Origin of the sequence: Lysobacter capsici (assembly GCF_014779555.2) — a bacterium.
Lineage (GTDB): Bacteria > Pseudomonadota > Gammaproteobacteria > Xanthomonadales > Xanthomonadaceae > Lysobacter > Lysobacter capsici.
In genome coordinates this window covers 5,512,508-5,530,776 of sequence record NZ_CP094357.1, presented here as the reverse complement: position 1 = coordinate 5,530,776, position 18,269 = coordinate 5,512,508, and the positions used below count along the sequence as shown (strand labels likewise).

The following is an 18,269-nucleotide window of genomic DNA, read 5'->3' as shown; positions in this document are numbered from 1 at the left end:
TCACCCGATCGGCGTTGCGAAACGGCAAGCCGCCTCGCAACACCGAGGGCCGCTCAAGCCGATCTCAGTGATCGTGATGCGCGTGCTCGTCGGCGAACGGCTTGGCCGATGCCGGCAGGCGCACGTCGAAGGCGTAGGAGCGATTGCCGCTGAGGTAGACGCGATTACCCGGGCCGTCCTTCGCCTGCACCTGACCGCCGCGCTGCTCGCCGATGCGGGCGAACCTGGCGCGCGCGTTGACTTGTTCGGCGACCCGGCGCGGCCAGGCGACGATCGAGGTTTCGCCTTCGCGCAGCACGGTTTCGATCTTCTCCGCGTCGCTGCCGTCGGGGTTGAACACGCGCAGGGTCACCGCGGTGCCGACCGGGTAGTCGTTGACCACGTTGACGCTGCCCGACTCGCGCCACGGCGACTTCGCATCGGCGACCGAGTTGGTGAAGTTGACGTCCATGCAGGTGTAGAACGCTTCGGTCGAATCCGAGCGTTGCCAGGTGTTGTAGATCACGTGGCGGCCGCTGCGCGCGGGCAGGGTGCAGGTGATGTGGTAGTTGTTGCCGCTCGACAGCGGCACCGGGCCGGTCTTGCAGAACTGCTGCAGGTCGTTCCAGCGCAGCGCCGTGTTCGGGTTCCAGCCCTGCGGGGTGACGAAGAAAGTCCAGTCCTTGGTCGCGTGCGGCGCGGTCGCGTAGAAGGTGAAGGTGTAGCTCGATCCCGAACGCAGGTTGCTGGTCTGCCAGTCGCTGCGGATCACGTCCAGGCCGCGGAAGGTCGGGTTGTTGCCGCTGCACTGCTTGCCGTCGGGCACCACGGCGCGGTGGTTGCTGTTGGCGTTGGCCTGGTTGATGCCGTTCCAGTCGTAGAACAGCTGCGAACCGGCGACCGCCCAGGCGGCGCGGCAGGCCGGATCGGCGGGATTTTCCTTGTTGCCCAGGTAGCACTTGTAGATCCGGCTTTGCGGATTGACGAAGGTGCCGTGGGCGAAGGCCGAGGACGCCGGCAGGGCGGCCGCGCACAGGGCGACGGCGGCGGAGAGCAGGGAAATACGAGTGGCGCGGGTCATGACGACTCCTGTCGATGGGATAGGTGAAAGACACCCCCCAGGGAACAGGTCTTCGTGCTGGTCGTGATGCGCGCGCGATTTGGATCGCGTCTGAGTCGGGCTTCGGTCCATGGACCGGCCCGCGATGTGGGGCCGATCCTAGTGGCCGGTGCGGGCTGAATCTGTGCGAGCGGTCGCTGGCGGCGACATGCGCGGGCGTGTGGTGGCGACGGCGATGTGAAAGCGGAAGCGGCGTCACGGCTTGGCGACGCGGCTGCGACAGCGTGTCGCTGGCGTTTGTTGCGGCGCGTCGCGCGCGCGGGCCGTCGCGCAAACGCAACGGGCGCCGCAACCGGCGCCCGCTGTTCACTCGTCGATTTCGATCGCCGCTTAGCGCGGCGATCGCGCCATCAGGCGGTTTTCGCCACGGCCTTCTTGACGACCTTTTTCGCGGCTTTCTTGGTCGCGGTTTTCTTCGCGGCTTTCTTCGTCGCCTTCTTAGCCGGCGCCTTCTTGGCCGCGGCCTTCTTCACCGGTGCCTTGGCTTCGCCATCGGCGCTCACGACCTTCTTGGCGGCTTTCTTCGCCGCCTTCTTGGCCGGTTCCTTCTTGGCCGCGGTCTTCTTGCCGAAGCGGCCGCGCATCGGCTTGCCGGTTTCCTCCATCAGCTTGACCACTTCCTCCAGGGTCAGCGAAGCGGGTTCGCGATCCTTCGGGATGCGGCCGTTGAGCTTGCCGTCGCTGATGTAGGGACCGAAGCGGCCGTTGAGCACCTGGATGTCGCTGCCGTCGAATTCCTTGATGATCCGGTTGCGCGCGATCTCTTCCTTCTCTTCGATCAGGAACACCGCGCGCGCCAGGTCGATCGTGTACGGGTCGTCTTCCTTCTTCAGCGAGGCGTACACGCTGCCGCGCTTGGCGAACGGACCGAAGCGGCCGACGCCGACGCTGACTTCCTCGTCCTTGTCCAGGCCGAGCTTGCGCGGCAGCTTGAACAGCTCGAGCGAGTCCTCGAGCGAAATGGTGTGCATGCTCTGGCCCGGACGCAGCGATGCGAAGGTCGGCTTGTCCTCGTCCTCGGCGGTGCCGATCTGCGCGTACGGTCCATAGCGGCCCAGGCGCACGCTGACCGGCTTGCCGCTCTTGGGGTCGGTGCCCAGTTCGCGCGCGCCGGTGGCTTCGTTGCGATCGACCGATTCTTTCTTGTCCTCGACCAATTGCTTGAACGGGCCCCAGAAGCGCTCCATCAGCGGCACCCAGTCCTCTTCGCCGCGCGACACCGCATCGAGCTCGTCCTCGAGCTTGGCGGTGAAGTCGTAGTCGACGTACTGGGTGAAATGGCCGGACAGGAACTTCGACACCGCGCGGCCGACGTCGCTGGGACGGAAGCGGCGGCTGTCGAGTTCGACGTACTTGCGGAACAGCAAGGTCTGGATGATCGAGGCGTAGGTCGAGGGACGGCCGATGCCGTATTCCTCGAGCGTCTTGACCAGGGAGGCTTCCGAGAAGCGCGGCGGCGGCTCGGTGAAGTGCTGGTCGGCGTGGATGCGGTCGACCGGGATGCGGTCGCCGGTCTTCATCAACGGCAGCTTGCGGCCTTCGTCTTCGTCCTCGGCGGCCTTGGCGTCCTTGCCTTCCTCGTACACGGCGAGGAAGCCCGGATCGATCACGGTCGTGCCCGAGGCGCGGAAGCTGTGCTCGGTGCCGGCGGCGAGGTCGACGCTGACGGTGTTGAGCGTGGCCGGCACCATCTGCGAAGCGACGGCGCGCTTCCAGATCAGTTCGTACAGGCGGCGGCCGTCGTCGTCGAGGAAGCGCGCGACCTGCGCCGGCGTGCGCAATGCCGAGGTCGGACGGATCGCTTCGTGCGCTTCCTGCGCGTTCTTCGACTTGGTCTGGTAGGTGTTGGGCTTGTCCGGCAGCGCCTTGGTGCCGAAGTCGCGCGCGATCACGTCGCGGATTTCGGCCACGGCTTCCTGCGACAGGCTCACCGAGTCGGTACGCATGTAGCTGATCAGGCCGACCGTGCCCTCGTCGCCGAGCGCCATGCCCTCGTACAGCTTCTGCGCCACGCGCATGGTCCGCGAGGTGGTGAAGCCGAGCTTGCGCGAGGCTTCCTGCTGCAGGGTCGAGGTGGTGAACGGCGCGGCCGGGCGGCGCTTGCGTTCCTTGCTGGTGACGTCGGTGACGTGCAGCGCGCCGTTGGCGGCGGCGACGATGCGCTTGCGCGCGGCCTCGGCGCTGTCGCCCTCGGTGATGGTGAACTGCTCGAACTTCTTGCCGTCGAGCTTGTTGAGCTTGGCGGTGAACGCCTGCTGCGGATGCGCGCACTCGGCCTCGATCGACCAGTATTCGCGGGCGACGAAGGCTTCGATTTCCTCTTCGCGCTCGACGATCATGCGCAGCGCCGGCGACTGCACCCGGCCGGCGGACAGGCCGCGCTGGACCTTGCGCCACAGCACCGGCGACAGGTTGAAGCCGACCAGGTAGTCGAGCGCGCGGCGGGCCTGCTGCGCATCGACCAGGTCGCTGGCGATCTCGCGCGGGTGGCTCATGGCCTCCTTGATCGCGCGCGGGGTGATTTCGGTGAACACCACCCGCTGCAGCGGCTTGCCTTCCAGCAGGCCGCGCTCGCGCAGGATCTCGCCGATGTGCCAGCTGATCGCCTCGCCCTCGCGGTCCGGGTCGGTCGCCAGAAACACGTTGTCGGCGCTCTTGGCGGCCTTGGCGATCGCGTCGACGTGTTTTTCGTTCTTCTCGATGACGGCGTAGTCCATCGCGAAGTGATTGTCGGGATCGACCGCGCCCTCTTTCGGCACCAGGTCGCGGACATGGCCGTAGGAGGCCAGGACGGTGAAGTCCTTGCCGAGGTACTTGTTGATCGTCTTGGCCTTGGCGGGCGACTCGACGATGAGGAGGTTCTTGGCCATTGGTACTCCGCAGGGCCCGGGGCGGGGCGCCTGCTCGACAGCGTGTTCTGTTGCGGCGGGCAGCGTCGGAACGGGCCCGGCGCTGCGAAGGTTTAAGAAGGCGACGCCCGCAGCGTTCGGCGGCGGGCGTTCAGGTTTCCTCTTTCTAGTGGAATCACGAGCCGGGCGGAGCTGTCAAGCTCGGCCCCTCGGAACCGCCAATAAAGTGGCACTCAATTGCTTGAAGAAGATGTGATGGATTGTGTCCTGTTCAGCTGCCAGCGCGTTGCGACTCAGCTCGAGAAGGCGGCAAATCCCAGCGCGACCAGCAGCACGCCGACCACCGCCGCCCAGATCAGGCCGGCCAGGATCAGAATCACCAGGGCCACCGTGCCGAGGGTCCGGTTCTGCAGTTCCGGGCGCGCAGTGTAGGCCCAACGGTCGACCACCTGGGTCTTGGCGACCATGTCGTGCAGGCCCTGCTTGCGGTCGGTGAAGGCGATCAACAGGTAGCCCACGTACAGGCTCAGGTAGGACAGCATGGCCGCGAACCAGCGGCCGATCGCGCGTCCGCGGCTGAGCCTGCGGCCCTGCGCGTCGACCACCTTGATCCCGACCGCGAGCTTGCCCAGCGTGGCCTGCATCGAGGACGACTCGAAGCCGGCGTAGTAGCTCAGGCTGATCGCGCCCATCAGCACGTACGACAGCACCGTGTACAGGATGAACATGCTGTCGGCGCCGCTGGTCAGCCATTTGGCCGAATCGAAGCCGCTGGCGGCGCCGAAGGCGACCATGCCGCCGAGCACCAGCACGGTATTGACCGCGTAATAGGTGATGGTGACCAGCAGGCCGTCGATCATGTACGCGGCCAGGCGCTTCCAGAACCCGGCATAGACCACCTCGTGGCCCAGCACCACCGACATGTCCTCGGCCACGCCGGCGCGCGGCGCGGCGTAGGGCGAATCGGGCTCGTCGACGGCCCGCGCGGGGATGTAGGTGTCGCTGGGTTTCGCCGACGAAGTCGACGCGAACGCAGCGGTATCGCCGGCGTTGGCCGATGCCGGCTCGGTCCGAAGTGCTTCGGCCGGACTCGCCTGCGGTTCATCCTGAAGCGGCGCGGCGGTGCCGGCCGGGTTGCGCGCGGCGGCCGCGTCGACCGCGTCGTCGGCCCGTTCGTGGGCGTCGGCGACGGCGGTGCCGACCACGCTGTCGACGCGCTCGGCCAGGACCTGGGCCGGATCGGGCGCGGCGCCGAAGCCGGGATCGGCGATCAGTTCACCGGCCAGATCGCGCCACGGCTGCCACTGCGGCAGGCCGTCGCGCCACACCAGGGTATCGGGACCCAGCTCGCCGCGACCGTGGCGCTCGATCATCTGCGCGCCGTCCAGCGGTCCGTGCCGGTTACGTTCGTTGTCGCTGTAGTACCACTGGGTCATCGCGAGTCTCTGGCGGTCGTGGGCCCGGTAGCGGGGCCGCAATGCCCCGCATGATGCCATCGACTGCCGTCGCGATGCGCCGGGGGGCAGACTTAGTCGCGGCACTCCATCGGCAGGACCGAGCGCTTTTCGATGTCCGAGGTGCAGCTCCAGCCGCCGCTGCTCGGATCGTACGACTGCACGATGTGCTTGCCGTCGATCCTGGCGCCGATACCGCGCAGTTCGACCTGGATCGCGCACTGGCCGTTCTCGGTGAGGTGGCCGAAGCTGATCCCGGCGATGTAGGTGTCGGCGTAGTCGGCGGCGGGCTGGAAGCCTTCGCTGTCGTTGCCCGGGCAGGCTTCGTTGGACTGCACGAACTCGGCGACCGCGATCTTGTGGCTGCCGGCGACGGCCATGGCCTGGGCGACCTTGGCGCGGAAGGTGTAGTCCTGGTAGGCCGGCAGGGCGATCGCGATCAGGATGCCGAGCACCGGAATCGCCAGCACGGCCAGCACGATGAGCACGATCACGCAGCCCGACAGGCCCTTGCGCGGCGGCGGCGCGGCCGGCCGGCGATTGAAATGCGCGGCCGCGGCGTCGGCGGGGTTGTTGCCGGTGGACGGTCCCGGACCGTTCGGACCCGGAGCGGCCGAGTACGCCGGCGCGTCGTTGGCGCCGGGCGGCAACGGCGGCGGCGCGGGCGCGCGCGGGGTCGACGACAGCAGGTCGCCGTCCAGGCCCAGTTCGGCCGACAGGCGTTCCAGCGGCTGCCATTCGCGCAGGCCCTCGCGCCACAGCAAGGTGTCGCGCTGGATGCGGCCTTCGCGGAAATGGCCGCGCAGCGCGTCGGCGTCGATCGGACCGACGCGGCCCTGGGCCGGATCGTGGTAGTACCAGTTCGTCATCTCGTTCCCCCTGATCTTGCGATCGTCCCTGTGTAGTGAAGACCATCGTGGCGGCGGACCGGGCCCGGCAGGGCGGCCGCGCGGACGATGGCATGCTGCCGCGCCGCCGCCCCCTGGGGCGTGCGCGAGACGCAAGAAACTAGCACGGAGAGCGGAAAACGTGACGCAGGCCGCAGCCGCGGCGCGCGCTCGGCGATGAACGGCGGCGCGCGGCGGCCGGGTGGGACGGTCTTAGGGTGCGCGGCGCGAGGACGCCGGATCGGTGCCGCCACGCCGGCAGGGCCGGCGCGGCGAGGGCTGCGCGCCGGCGTCAGACGGCCGGCGCGCGGGGTCAATGCACCGGCTCGGGCTCGTCGGCGAACATCTGGGTTTCCATCCAGGCGTACGCCGCCTCGGAACCGGGCTGGTTGAACAGGACCATCAGCACGACCCATTTCAGGTCGTCCAGGTCGAGTTCCTCCTGATCCAGCGCCATCGCCCGATCCAGCACGAGTTCGCGCTGATCGGCATCGAGGATGCCGTGCTGTTCCAGGAACAGCAGGAAGCCGCGGCATTCGACATCGAGCTTGTCGAGTTCCGGGCCGAAATAGATCCGGGTCGGTCCGCCCACGCGCGGCGCGTTGACGCTGGGCCGTTGCTGGGCCAGCGCATCGAGCCATTCGATGGCTTTGTTGATCTCGGCGGGGCTGAAACCGGCCTGACCCAATTCATCGAACAGGGGGCCGCTGCGGAGCGAATCGCGGTCGCGGACAAGGTCCGCATCGTCGGTGAAGTAATGCTCGAACAGGTACAGCAGGACGTCCAGGATGCTCTCTTTCATTTCCCTCGGCCTGCGCCGCATGCGGCGCGGTGGGTCAGGAGTTGCTGATTGACCGAATGACCCGCCGGCAGATCGATGCCGATTCGGATTCAGCGGTTGCGGAAGTAACGGCCATGCAGCGCCGCGACGCGACCCTCAAGCTCCATGACCAGCAGCATGGAGGACAGTTCGGCGATCGTCAATCCGGTGCGATCGACCAGGCGATCCATACCGGTGGGGTCGTAACCCAGCGCATTCCACAAGCGCTGGTAGTCGGGATCGGCGTATTGCGCTTGCGGCGGCGCTCCGGAAACTCGCTCGCGGCCATCGTGATCGTCGTGTGTGACGCTCGCGTGGCCGGCGTGATCCGCCGGGGGCATCGCCTCGTCGCTGGCATGGCCCGATGTAGTGGGGACGCCCAGGCGCCTGCGCAAGCCGTCGGCCAGTTCGGCCGCCAGCGGCGCTAAGGCCGCGGTCACCTCAATGGCGCTTTCGACCAGCCCGGCGCCCTCGCGGATCAGGCGGTGGCAGCCGCGCGCGAGCGGGTTGTGGATCGAGCCGGGCACCGCGAACACCTCGCGCCCGCATTCGCTGGCTAGTCGCGCGGTGATCAGCGCGCCGGAGCGCTCGGCCGCCTCGATCACCAGGGTGCCCAGGCTGAGCCCGGCCAGGATCCGGTTGCGGCTGGGAAAGTGCTCGGGCCGGGCCTGGGTGCCGGGCAGGTGTTCGCTGACCACCGCGCCGACCTGGCCGATCCGCGCCAGCAGCTCGGCGTTGCTGCGCGGGTAGGCGATGTCGGGGCCGGTGCCGAGCACGGCCACGGTCAGCCCGCCGGCGTCCAGGGCGGCGCGATGCGCGGCGGTGTCGATGCCCGCGGCCAAGCCGCTGATCACCGCCAGGCCGCTGCGGGCCAGGGCGCGGGAGAAATCGGCGGCGTTGTCGGTGCCGGCCGGGGTCGGCGAGCGGCTGCCGACCACGGCCACCGACGGGTGCCACAGCAGCGCCGGTTCGCCGACCACGAACAGCGCCAGCGGCGGGCTGGGCGCGCGCCGCAGCAGCGGCGGGTAGTCGGGGTGGTTCCACGCGATCAGGTGGTGATTGGGGTCGCCGAGCCAGCGGCTGGCCCGCTCCAGGGTCTCGGCCTGTGGGGTACGCAGGCGGTCGATCTGCTTTTCCGACAGCTCCGCCGCCCGCCACGCGCGCGGCCCGGCCGCCAGCACGGCCGCCGCGCTGCCGTGTTGTTCGATCAGCAGCCGTCGCGGCGCGGCCGCGCCGCCGGCGTCGATCAGGTTCAGCAGGGCGAGGGCGTCGTCGCGGGCGGTGTCGGGGTCGGTCTGGTTCATGCCCCAGCCTAGCCCGCAAACGACGACGGCGCCCGAAGGCGCCGTCGCGTGATGCTGTAGGAAAAGTCCGTGCGGCGAGGGCCGCGCGGCTTCGCCGGACTCAGTACGACGAGTCGGGGTGCTTGAGCTCGTAGCCGACCTTGGTCGGACGCACGCCGTCCATGATCAAGGCATAGCTGACCTTGTCGAAGGTGCGGAACACCATCGCGTGGCCGGAGAACTCGTCGGGCAGACGCACCCGCGAATTCTTGCCGAACAGGTCCTCGGCGCGGTCCGGACCGACCTTGACCCGGTCGGGCTTGCTCGTGCCGACGCGCCAGGTCGAGAACACCGTGCCGTTGTCGATGCCGTCCTTGGAGCCGACCGACAGCGCGATCACGTCGCGCGGACCGCCGTTCTTGACCAGATCGGCGACCGACAGCACCTGGGCGCGACCGTAGTCGAACTGGGCCTTGGGCGGATGCGGGAAGAACTGCAGGTCGTAGGGCTGGGCCTGGACCGGAATCAGGCGGTCGCCGACGCGGATTTCGCGGCCGGTGTCGTCGATCACCAGGGTCGAGGCCTGCATGCCGCCGACGGCGCCGCGGCTGAGCGTGCCGGTGGCGACCTGCAGCAGCTCGTAGCCGAGCAGTTCGCGGCCCTTGTCGGGCACCACCACGTCGGTCCAGATCGCGTCGAAGTCGACCGTGCGCTTGCCGCGGTAGTCCAGATCGGCCGCGCGCATGATGTCGCAGCAGGCGACGCGGTCCAGGCGGGTGTAGCGCTGGGTCGGACGGACCACGGCGTAACGCGTGCCCGGGCTCTGGTCGGTCAGGCCTTTGACGTAGGCGGCCTGGCCCTGAGTCACCCGCAGGCGGTCTTCCTCGAGGCCGACCACGTAGGGCAGCTGTTCGAAGTCGTCGACCACGCGCAGGTTCTTCAGGAACGGCTCGATCTCCGACAACGGCACGCCGGTGAGCGGCGCTTCCTGGCGCGGACCGGGCTGGACCTGGGCCGCGGCGACGCGGTCGAGGTAGGCCAGCGAGATCACGTCACCGGGATAGATGAGGTGCGGGTTCTTGATCTGCGGGTTGGCTTGCCAGATTTCCGGCCACAGCCACGGCTTCTTCAAGAAGCGCGCGGAAATGTCCCACAGGGTGTCGCCCCGTTTCACCGTGTAGGTGTTGGGGTGGTCGCCACGCAGTTCCGCCGCGAGGGCGTACGTGGCAACAGTCAGCAACGCTGCGGTAAAAACCGCACGGATAGGTTTAAACATGGCGGCCATCTACCTGATTCCCCTTCCAGGTTTGCCCTCTGCGGGCACCCGGACTATAGCCCAAGAGTTGCGAACACTAGCAGGCATTTACAGCCTATAACGGGGGTACAATGCAACCAAAGCTTGCGTATGTGACCCACGCCCCCATTTTTGACGCCCATGGCCCTGCTCCCCATCCTCGAATTTCCCGACCCCCGCCTGCGGACCAAAGCGGTGCCGGTCGAAGCCTCGCACGTAACGTCGCCTGCATTCCAGCAGTTGCTCGACGATATGTTCCAGACCATGTACGAATGCCCCGGCATCGGCCTGGCGGCCAGCCAGGTCGACGTGCATCAGCGGTTCATGGTCATCGACGTGTCGGAAGAGAAAGACCGGCCGCTGGTGTTCGTCAACCCGCAGATCGTCGCTAAATCCGGCGAGCAGGTCTACCAGGAAGGTTGCCTGTCGGTACCGGGCATCTTCGCCGACGTGACCCGCGCCAACGAAATCACCGTGCAGGCGATCGGCCGCGACGGCCAGCCGTTCGAGCTGAGCACCGACGGCCTGCTGGCGGTGTGCATCCAGCACGAGATGGATCACCTCGACGGCAAGCTGTTCGTCGACTACCTCTCGCCGCTCAAGCGCGAGATGGTGCGCAAGAAGCTGGCCAAGCAGCGGCGGCAGTCGGCTTAACGGCCGGGAATCGGGAGTCGGGAGTGGGGAATCGGCGCGGCGCCGTGTGGCGCGCGCAGGTTTTCTGCTCCCGTTCTTCGTTTCTGTAGTCTGGTGTTCTTAGCGTTGCTGCCGGCGCGATGATGCGCGCCGATTCCCCATTCCCGATTCCCCATTCCCGAGCACCAATGCGCCTGATCTTCGCCGGTACCCCCGACTTCGCCGTACCGAGCCTGCGCGCGGCCGCGCAACGCGGCGAGGTGGTGGGCGTGTACACCCAGCCCGATCGTCCGGCCGGACGCGGCCGCGAGCTGTCGATCTCGCCGGTCAAGCGCGAGGCGCTGCTGCGCGGGATCCCGGTATTCCAGCCGGAAAACTTCAAGACCCGCGCCGCGCGCGAGGCGCTGCGCGCGTTGCAGCCGGACCTGATGATCGTGGTCGCCTACGGCTTGATCCTGCCGCAGTCGGTGCTCGACATTCCGACCTACGGTTGCTGGAACGTGCATGCCTCGCTGCTGCCGCGCTGGCGCGGCGCCGCGCCGATCCAGCGCGCGATCGAGGCCGGCGACGCCGAGACCGGCGTGTGCCTGATGCAGATGGAGAAGGGCCTCGACAGCGGCCCGGTGCTGCTGCAGGCCAAGCTGTCGATCGGCGATACCGAGACCGGCGGGCAGCTGCACGACCGGCTCAGCGAACTCGGCGCGGAGGTGCTCGGCGACGGCCTGGGCCTGGCGCGCGCGGAGCTGTTCCCGCGGCCGTGGATCCAACCCGAGGCCGGGGTGACCTACGCGCATAAGCTCGACAAGGCCGAGGCGCGGCTGGACTGGAGCCACAGCGCGATCGCATTGGCCAACAAGGTGCGCGCGTTCAATCCCTGGCCGATGGCCGATGCGCTGATCGCCGGCGAGCGCGTGCGCATCCACGGCGCGATCGCGTTGCCGCTGGAGCATCGCGCCGAGCCCGGCACGGTGCTGCTGACCGGTCGCGACGGCATCGACATCGCCTGCGGCGTCGGCGCCTTGCGCGTGCGGGTGCTGCAGCGCGACGGCGGCAAGGCGATCACCGCGGCCGATTATTTGAACGGCCGCCGCGATCTGATCGCGGCGCGCGGCGCATGAGCGAATCGACTCCGCCGCCGAAAGGCCCGGGTGGGCCGCGAGGCGGACGCGTCGATGGATCGCCGGGCGCACGTGACCCGCGCGCCGAGGCCGACGCCACGCCGGGCGCGGCCAAGCCCGGCGGCACCAAGGCGTATCGGGCGAAGTCGGCTGCCGGACAGCCAGGCGAGGGAAAGTCGGTGTATCGCGCCGCCCCGCGCGCCGGCGATCGGCCCGGTGGCGCGCCGCCGCGCCGCGCCGAAGGCGGCGCCGGTAAACCGGCCGTCGCCCGGCCCGCGCCGCCGCCGTTGCTGCCCGGCGCGCAGCCGCGCGCGATCGCCGCGCGCGTGCTCGACGCGGTGCTGCATCGCGGCCGTTCGCTGAAAGCCGAACTCGCCACCGCGCTGCCGACCTTGCCCGATCCGCGCGATCGCGCCCTGGTCGAGGCGATGTGCTTCGCGGTGCTGCGCCAGCCGTTGCGGTACGAGGCCGCGCTCGAGGCGTGGATGCCGCGCGCGCTGTCGCGTCGCGACGGCGACCTGCGCGCCTTGCTGTACGCCGGACTGGCCCAGCTCGATCCGCTGCAATTGCCCGCGCACGCCGCGCTCGCCGCGACGGTCGAAGCGACCCGCGCGCTCGGCCGCAAACACCAGGCCGGACTGGTCAACGCGCTGCTGCGCCGCGCCCAGCGCGACGGTCTGCCGGCCACCGACCCGCGCCATTCGCATTGGCCCAGTTGGTTGCGCGGCCTGCTGCGCAAGCAATGGCCCGACCACTTCGACGCGATCCTGGCCAACAGCGCGATCGCGCCGCCGATGTGGCTGCGCGTCAACGCCGCGCGGGTCGGGCGCGAGGACTATCGCGCCCAGCTCGCCCAGGCCGGCATCGCGAGCATCGCGCCGGCCGTGCCGGTCGAAGCGCTGCGGCTGCAGGAAGCGGTGCCGGTCTCGACGTTGCCCGGCTTCGCCGAAGGCCTGGTGTCGATCCAGGACCTGTCCGCGCAACTGGTCGCCGATGCCTTGTCGCCCGCGCCCGGCGCGCGCGTGCTCGACGCCTGCGCCGCGCCCGGCGGCAAGAGCGCGCACCTGCTCGAACGCGACGGCGCGCTGCGCCTGACCGCGCTCGACATCGACGCGCAGCGCTTGCAGCGCGTGCGCGGCGGGCTGATCCGGCAGGGGTTCGCCGATCGGGTCGAACTGCTCGCCGCCGACGCGGCCGAGCTGGACGCGTGGTGGGACGGCCGGCCGTTCGATGCGGTGCTGCTGGACGCGCCGTGCTCGGCCACCGGCATCGTGCGCCGTCAACCCGACGTGGTCCTGCACCGACGCGAATCCGACATTCCCGCGCTTACCGTCCTGCAGGCACGCCTGCTGGATGCGTTGTGGCACACCGTCGCGCCCGGCGGCGTGCTGGTGTACGCGACCTGTTCGATTCTGCAGGAGGAGAACGAGGCGCAGGTGCGCGCGTTCCTCGCCCGCACCCCGGACGCGCGCAGCGAGGCGCTGGACGCGCGTTACGGCCACGATCGCGAGGTCGGCCGCCAGCGCCTGCCCGGCGAGGACGACGGCGACGGATTCTTCTACGCGCGCCTTCGCCGTTCGCCGCCGGACGGCGCCGCGCGCCCAGGATGAGTGCAATGTAAGCAGCCGGCGCCGTCGACGGCGCCGCCCCGCACTGGTTTCTAGTTCGTTGGGTATCATCCGCGCCATGCCTATCACCGCATTCAATCGAGCCACCAAGCGACATCTGTGGTTGTTCTGGGTCGTCGCCTCGCTGGTGCTGGTCGCCGGTCTGGGCCTGCGCGATCCGTGGCCCACCGACGAGCCGCGGTTCGCCCTGGTCGCCAAGCAGATGGTCGACACCGGGGTGTGGCTGTTCCCGCATCGCGGCATCGAGCTGTATTCGGACAAGCCGCCGTTGTTCATGTGGACCCAGGCGGTCTCGTATTTGTTGACCGGCAACTGGCGCATCGCGTTTCTGTTGCCGTCGCTGCTGGCGGCGCTGGGCACGCTGTGGTGCGTGGTCGATCTGGGCCGGCGCCTGTGGACCCCGCGGGTCGGCCTGTACGCGGGCTGGGCCTTGCTGATCACGATTCAATTCGTGTTCCAGGGCAAGAAGGCGCAGATCGATCCGTCGGTGGTGTTTTGGATCACCCTGGCCAACTACGGCCTGTTGCGGCATCTGCTGGCCGGCCCGGCCTGGCGCTGGTGGGCGATCGGCTGGTTCGCCGCCGGCATCGGCACCATCACCAAGGGCGTCGGCGTGATCGCATTGCTGATGCTGGCGCCGGTGGCGCTGGCGGCGGTGCTGCGGCCGCTGCACGCCGCGATGGCGCCGGGCGGCGCCGGCGCGCGGCTGCTGGCGTGGACGCGCATGCCGGTGCGCGCCGGCATCGGCAATCCGCGCTTCTGGCTGGGGCCGCTGGCGTTCGTGGTGGCGGTGTCGCTATGGATCGTGCCGATGGTCGCGGGCGTGTTGTCCAGCGGCGATCCGGCCCATCAGGCGTATCTCAACGACATCCTGTTCCGGCAGACCGCCGGGCGCTATTCGCGCTCCTGGGACCACCACCAGCCGTTCTGGTACCACTTCGGCGTCATGGCCACGATGTGGCTGCCGACCATGTTCGCGCTGCCGTGGGCGATCCCGGCCTGGCGCCGGCGGCTGCGCCGGCTCGACGGCCGCTATCTGCTGCCGCTGGTGTGGTGGGCGCTGGTGATCGTGTTCTTCTCGATTCCCGCCGGCAAGCGCGACGTCTACATCATGCCGGCGCTGCCGATGGTGTGCCTGGCGCTGGCGCCGCTGTTGCCGGGGCTGCTGCGCCGGCGCGCGCTGCGGGTGTTCGCGATCGCCTTCGCCGCAGCGTTGACCCTGGCCGCGCTCGGCGTCGGTCTGGCGATGTGGTTCGGCGATCCGGGCTTCGAGCGGCGTCTCATCGTCGAGCGTCAGCTGACCGACGGCGCGCACCAGCTGACCGTCGCGGTGCTGGCGATCGGCGCATGGGGCACGGCGGCCTTGTTGTGGGCGGGGTGGAAGCGGCCGTACCACGGCCTGATCGCGACCCTGGCCGGGCTGTGGGTGCTGTACGGCTTGCTGATTCCGCCGATTTTCAACGACGCCTCGTCCGCCCGCGGCGTGATGACCCGGGTCGCGCACACGATCGGGCCGGACGCGGAACTCGGTCTGGTGGGTTGGCGGGTGCAGAACATGCTGATGAGCCCGCCAGGCACCAAGGACTTCGGCTACTCGGTGCCGTGGAACCGGCAATTGGCGATGGGCCTGGCCTGGCAGGCGCAGTCGCCGCAACGGCGCTGGTTGCTGATCCAGGAGCCGGCGGTGCCGGACTGCGTCGATCGCAGCCAGGCCAAGGTCGGTGTTTCCAATCGGCGCAATTGGTGGCTGGTGCCGTATTCGGCGCGGGTCACCTGTTCGGCCGCGCCGGCGATCAGCGGGATAGACAAAGCAGACCTGGACTGAGTCCGTGCCCGCATCGCCAATGCCCTTGCCCGAATCGCGCATCCACCTGACCGCCGACGCCGCCATCGCGAGCGTGGAATCGCCGCGCCTGCTGCGGGCGCGGCGGGTGCTCGAGATCGGCCTGTTCTGTCTGCCGGCGCTGCTTATCTCCACGCCCTGGGGGCTGACCCCGTTCACCGCGTTCGCCCTGGCCGCGCTGCTGATGGCGCCCGATCAGCTGCTGCGCGGCAAGCGCGAGATCGGCCGTTCGCTGCGGCTGTTGCTGGCGCTGGTGCTGGCGGTGACGGTGGTGGTGGTGATGTCGAAGTTCATCTTCGACGTGCGCTGGCGCGAGGTCGACAACCGGCTGCGCTTGCTGACCCTGCCGTTCTTCGCCCTGATGGTCTATGCCTACCGGCCTTCGCGGCGCTGGCTGTGGGCCGGGGCCCTGGCCGGCCTGGTCGGCGCGTTCGTGGTCGCGGCCTGGCAGGTGGGCAACGGCGTGGATCGCGCGCTGGGCTGGACCGACAACGCGATCATGTTCGCCGACGCCTTGATCGCCTTGATCGTGCTGGCGGTGTTCTGCCGTCCGCCCGGCGAGTTGCTGTGGACGACCCTGGCCTGCGCGATCGGCATCGGCGCGGTGGCCCTGAGCGGCAGCCGCGGCATCTGGCCGGGCCTGGCGCTGGTGCTGGTGATCGGCCTGCTGGTCAGTGCCGGCCGCGCCCGCAAGCTGTTGCTGAGCTTGCTGGCGGTGCTGGCGCTGACGGTGATCGCGTCGTGGTGGATCCCGCCGCTGGCCGAGCAGACCCGCATCGAGGAATTGCGCTCGGACGTCGACCGATACATGGAAGGCGACGCCGCATCCTCGCTGGGCGAGCGCCTGGTCCTGCTGTCGCTGGCCGGCGAGACCTTCGCCGAACACCCGGTCACCGGGATCGGCGTGGGCAGTTTCGGCCGCGCGGTGCGCGATCTGCCGCAATGCCAGCCGCCGGCGTCGCGCCCCGGACTGTGCAGGCTCGGTCATGCCCACAGCGATCTGCCCGAATGGGCGGCGACCATGGGCGTGCCGGGTCTGTTGGCGATCCTGGGCGTTTATCTGCTGCCGCTGTTCTTGTTCGCGCGGCGCCTGCGCGAACTGCCGGACGGACGCGCGCGCAGCGCGGCGCTGGCCGGCCTGGTGCTGGTGCTGGTCTATGTCGCCTGCGGTCTGACCCAGTCGATGTTCGCGCATCAGTTGATCGCGTCGTTCTATGCGGTGGCGGTCGGCACGCTGTACGGCTTCGCCTTGCGCGAAGCCCGCGAAGCTCGCAGCGCTCGGACCGCGACGGAGCGCAAGTCGGCGCTTGCGTAACGGCTTGGCGCTGAGCCTTGCCGGTGTCGATCGACAGTGAGTCCGCCGCCGCCATGCCGTCGGCGCGCTGCATTGCGCGCCGCGGTAATCAGGCCGGGGCGAGATTGGCGGCCTGGGCCCATCGGGTATGATTCGGGCATGGTCGAACTGCCGTTTTCCCTGATCGTCATCACTCACAACGAGGCGGCCAATATCGCGGCCTGTCTCGACAGCGTTCCGTTCGCGGCCGAGAAGCTGGTGGTCGACAGCGGCAGCGACGACGACACCGTCGCCATCGCCCAGGCGCACGGCGCCCGGGTGGTGCATCAGGACTGGCTGGGCTTCGGCCCGCAACGCAACGCCGCCGCCGCGCATTCGCGGCACGACTGGATATTGTTTCTCGACGCCGACGAATCGTTGACGCCGCAGTTGAGCGCCGAACTGCGCGAGCGCCTGCCGGAGTTACTGAACTCCCAGGCCGCGGTCGCGATCCTGCGCCGGCGCACCTCCTACATGGGCGCGCCGATGCGCTGGTACCGGCCGATGCGCGGCGAGCGCCTGGCGCGGCTGTATCACCGCGGCCGCGCTCGCTGGACCGATGCGCGCGTGCACGAATCGCTGCGCTGGGACGGCGAATCGGTCGATTTCAAGGCGCCGTTCGACCACGCGCACAACCCGACCCTGGCGCACAAGCACCTCAAGGTGCTGCGCTACGCCGAACTCAAATGCCTGGACTGGAACGACAAGAACCGCCCGGTGCGGATGTGGCAGACGCCGCTGGTGTATCTGTCGGCGTTCCTGCGCGACTACGTGATGCGGCTGGCGATCCTAGACGGCTGGCGCGGCCTGATCGTGTCGCATGTCGCCGCGGCGTACGCGGTCTACAAGCGCATCCGCTATTACGAAATGCGGCGCAATCCCGCGTCGATCGAACAGGCGCGCACGGTGTTGCGGCGCCACGGACTTGATCGCTGAACATGCCAAAACACTATCTGCTCTACGGTTCCGAGCGTTACGCGCTGGCGATCCTGCGGCCGCTGCAGCGCGCGATCCGCGCGCGCGGCGACGAGGCCGCGTGGTTCTTCGACGGCCCCGGCGCGGAAGATCTGGTCGAAGGCGAGCGCCTGCTCAGCGTGGCCGAAGTGCGGCGCTGGCGGCCCGAAGCGGTCATCACCTCCAGCAACGCCGTGCCGCATTTCTTTCCTGGAGTGAAGGTCGAAACCTTCCACGGCTTCGATGCCGGCAAGCCCCGGCATATCTACATCCGCGGCTTCTTCGACCTGTACTGCACCACCGGGCCGCGCGATACCGCCCAGTTCGGCGAGATCGCCGACCGCGTCGGCCACTTCAGCGTGGTCGAAACCGGCTGGCCCAAGCTCGACCCGTTCGCCGATCAGTTGTCCGGCCAGCCCGAACCGCTGCGCCGGCCGCCGACGATCCTCTACCACTCGACCTTCTCGCCGTCGTGGAGCGCCGCCGAGACGTTGTACGAAGAGGTCAAGCGGATGTCGCGCGACGGCAGCAAGCGCTGGATCGTGACCTTCCATCCGAAAATGAATCCCGACACCGTCGCGCGCTACAAGGCGCTGCAGAACGAGTACCTGACGTTCGCCGAGAACGACAACATCTTCGAACTGTTCGCCCAGGTCGACATGATGTGTTCGGACACCTCCTCGGCGCTCAACGAATTCCTGCTTACCGGCAAGCCGGTGGTGACGTTCCGCAACCGCCGTCCCGGCCCGCAGCTGATCGACATCCAGGACGTCGCCGAGTTCGAGCCGGCGATCGAGCGCGCCTTGTCGCGGCCCGCGGAATTGATGCAGGCGATCCGCGAATACGGCCAGGCGATTCATCCGTATCACGACGGACGTTCCAGCGAGCGCGTGCTCGAGGCGATCGACGAGTTCATCGCCCGCGGCGGCGTCAACCGCAAGCCCAAGCCGCGCAACTGGTGGCGCAAGCTGAAGATCCGCCGCCGCATCGGTTATTGGGGATCGGCGCGCTGATCGCATGGATGGCCTGCGCGATTCGCGCGGGTGGTTTTCAGATCATGCTCGCCGCGATAAC

General features: G+C 68.9%; 14 protein-coding genes. 7 read left to right on the top strand and 7 right to left on the bottom strand.

Translation table 11 applies throughout. From position 1 onward, the window contains the following. Positions 1-64 precede the first annotated feature (64 nt). From IEQ11_RS22810 to IEQ11_RS22780, 7 genes are all read right to left on the bottom strand, one after another. On the bottom strand, positions 65-1,060 hold the full coding sequence (locus IEQ11_RS22810) for a lytic polysaccharide monooxygenase (RefSeq protein WP_052756440.1): 996 nt from the start codon (positions 1,058-1,060) through the stop codon (positions 65-67). A 389-nt stretch (positions 1,061-1,449) separates the two neighbouring features. Continuing rightward, on the bottom strand, positions 1,450-3,969 hold the full coding sequence (locus IEQ11_RS22805; RefSeq protein WP_191821116.1) for a DNA topoisomerase I: 2,520 nt from the start codon (positions 3,967-3,969) through the stop codon (positions 1,450-1,452). A 272-nt stretch (positions 3,970-4,241) separates the two neighbouring features. Continuing rightward, positions 4,242-5,384 (bottom strand): RDD family protein, encoded by a 1,143-nt coding sequence (locus IEQ11_RS22800; protein WP_191821117.1) that lies wholly within the window; start codon positions 5,382-5,384, stop codon positions 4,242-4,244. Positions 5,385-5,476: 92 nt separating this feature from the next. Next, on the bottom strand, positions 5,477-6,271 hold the full coding sequence (locus IEQ11_RS22795; protein ID WP_191821118.1) for a pilin: 795 nt from the start codon (positions 6,269-6,271) through the stop codon (positions 5,477-5,479). A gap of 331 nt (positions 6,272-6,602) precedes the next feature. Continuing rightward, positions 6,603-7,091, bottom strand: coding sequence for a DUF494 family protein (locus IEQ11_RS22790; protein ID WP_036105793.1), 489 nt, complete (start codon positions 7,089-7,091; stop codon positions 6,603-6,605). Between the two features lie 89 nt (positions 7,092-7,180). Next, on the bottom strand, positions 7,181-8,413 hold the full coding sequence (gene dprA / locus IEQ11_RS22785; protein WP_191821119.1) for a DNA-processing protein DprA: 1,233 nt from the start codon (positions 8,411-8,413) through the stop codon (positions 7,181-7,183). A 100-nt stretch (positions 8,414-8,513) separates the two neighbouring features. Then, on the bottom strand, positions 8,514-9,668 hold the full coding sequence (locus tag IEQ11_RS22780) for a LysM peptidoglycan-binding domain-containing protein (RefSeq protein ID WP_096418624.1): 1,155 nt from the start codon (positions 9,666-9,668) through the stop codon (positions 8,514-8,516). Between the two features lie 159 nt (positions 9,669-9,827). Here IEQ11_RS22780 and def point away from each other — a divergent pair, with 159 nt between their 5' ends. From def to IEQ11_RS22745, 7 genes are all read left to right on the top strand, one after another. Further along, a complete protein-coding gene (gene def / locus IEQ11_RS22775) occupies positions 9,828-10,340 on the top strand; it encodes a peptide deformylase (protein WP_036105800.1) in 513 nt (170 codons plus the stop codon). Between the two features lie 167 nt (positions 10,341-10,507). Then, on the top strand, positions 10,508-11,437 hold the full coding sequence (gene fmt, locus IEQ11_RS22770) for a methionyl-tRNA formyltransferase (RefSeq protein WP_191821120.1): 930 nt from the start codon (positions 10,508-10,510) through the stop codon (positions 11,435-11,437). Continuing rightward, positions 11,434-13,047, top strand: a complete 1,614-nt coding sequence (gene rsmB / locus IEQ11_RS22765) for a 16S rRNA (cytosine(967)-C(5))-methyltransferase RsmB (protein WP_191821121.1) — start codon at positions 11,434-11,436, stop codon at positions 13,045-13,047. The genes fmt and rsmB overlap by 4 nt, the downstream gene beginning before the upstream one ends. A 76-nt stretch (positions 13,048-13,123) precedes the next feature. Then, positions 13,124-14,890 (top strand): ArnT family glycosyltransferase, encoded by a 1,767-nt coding sequence (locus tag IEQ11_RS22760; RefSeq protein WP_096416729.1) that lies wholly within the window; start codon positions 13,124-13,126, stop codon positions 14,888-14,890. A 4-nt stretch (positions 14,891-14,894) separates the two neighbouring features. Continuing rightward, on the top strand, positions 14,895-16,223 hold the full coding sequence (locus IEQ11_RS22755; protein ID WP_191821122.1) for an O-antigen ligase family protein: 1,329 nt from the start codon (positions 14,895-14,897) through the stop codon (positions 16,221-16,223). A 138-nt stretch (positions 16,224-16,361) separates the two neighbouring features. Next, on the top strand, positions 16,362-17,177 hold the full coding sequence (locus tag IEQ11_RS22750) for a glycosyltransferase family 2 protein (protein WP_036105806.1): 816 nt from the start codon (positions 16,362-16,364) through the stop codon (positions 17,175-17,177). A gap of 2 nt (positions 17,178-17,179) precedes the next feature. Then, positions 17,180-18,208, top strand: coding sequence for a CDP-glycerol glycerophosphotransferase family protein (locus tag IEQ11_RS22745; protein WP_036105809.1), 1,029 nt, complete (start codon positions 17,180-17,182; stop codon positions 18,206-18,208). The last annotated feature ends 61 nt before the right edge of the window (positions 18,209-18,269 follow it).

Excerpts from the sequence above, each read along its gene's own strand:
- def (WP_036105800.1), top strand. The coding sequence starts at position 9,828 with ATGGCCCTGCTCCCCATCCTCGAATTTCCCGACCCCCGCCTGCGGACC.
- dprA (WP_191821119.1), bottom strand. The coding sequence starts at position 8,413 with ATGAACCAGACCGACCCCGACACCGCCCGCGACGACGCCCTCGCCCTG.
- IEQ11_RS22790 (WP_036105793.1), bottom strand. The coding sequence starts at position 7,091 with ATGAAAGAGAGCATCCTGGACGTCCTGCTGTACCTGTTCGAGCATTAC.
- IEQ11_RS22745 (WP_036105809.1), top strand. The coding sequence starts at position 17,180 with ATGCCAAAACACTATCTGCTCTACGGTTCCGAGCGTTACGCGCTGGCG.
- IEQ11_RS22805 (WP_191821116.1), bottom strand. The coding sequence starts at position 3,969 with ATGGCCAAGAACCTCCTCATCGTCGAGTCGCCCGCCAAGGCCAAGACG.
- IEQ11_RS22795 (WP_191821118.1), bottom strand. The coding sequence starts at position 6,271 with ATGACGAACTGGTACTACCACGATCCGGCCCAGGGCCGCGTCGGTCCG.
- IEQ11_RS22780 (WP_096418624.1), bottom strand. The coding sequence starts at position 9,668 with ATGTTTAAACCTATCCGTGCGGTTTTTACCGCAGCGTTGCTGACTGTT.
- IEQ11_RS22800 (WP_191821117.1), bottom strand. The coding sequence starts at position 5,384 with ATGACCCAGTGGTACTACAGCGACAACGAACGTAACCGGCACGGACCG.
- fmt (WP_191821120.1), top strand. The coding sequence starts at position 10,508 with ATGCGCCTGATCTTCGCCGGTACCCCCGACTTCGCCGTACCGAGCCTG.
- IEQ11_RS22810 (WP_052756440.1), bottom strand. The coding sequence starts at position 1,060 with ATGACCCGCGCCACTCGTATTTCCCTGCTCTCCGCCGCCGTCGCCCTG.
- IEQ11_RS22750 (WP_036105806.1), top strand. The coding sequence starts at position 16,362 with ATGGTCGAACTGCCGTTTTCCCTGATCGTCATCACTCACAACGAGGCG.
- rsmB (WP_191821121.1), top strand. The coding sequence starts at position 11,434 with ATGAGCGAATCGACTCCGCCGCCGAAAGGCCCGGGTGGGCCGCGAGGC.
- IEQ11_RS22760 (WP_096416729.1), top strand. The coding sequence starts at position 13,124 with ATGCCTATCACCGCATTCAATCGAGCCACCAAGCGACATCTGTGGTTG.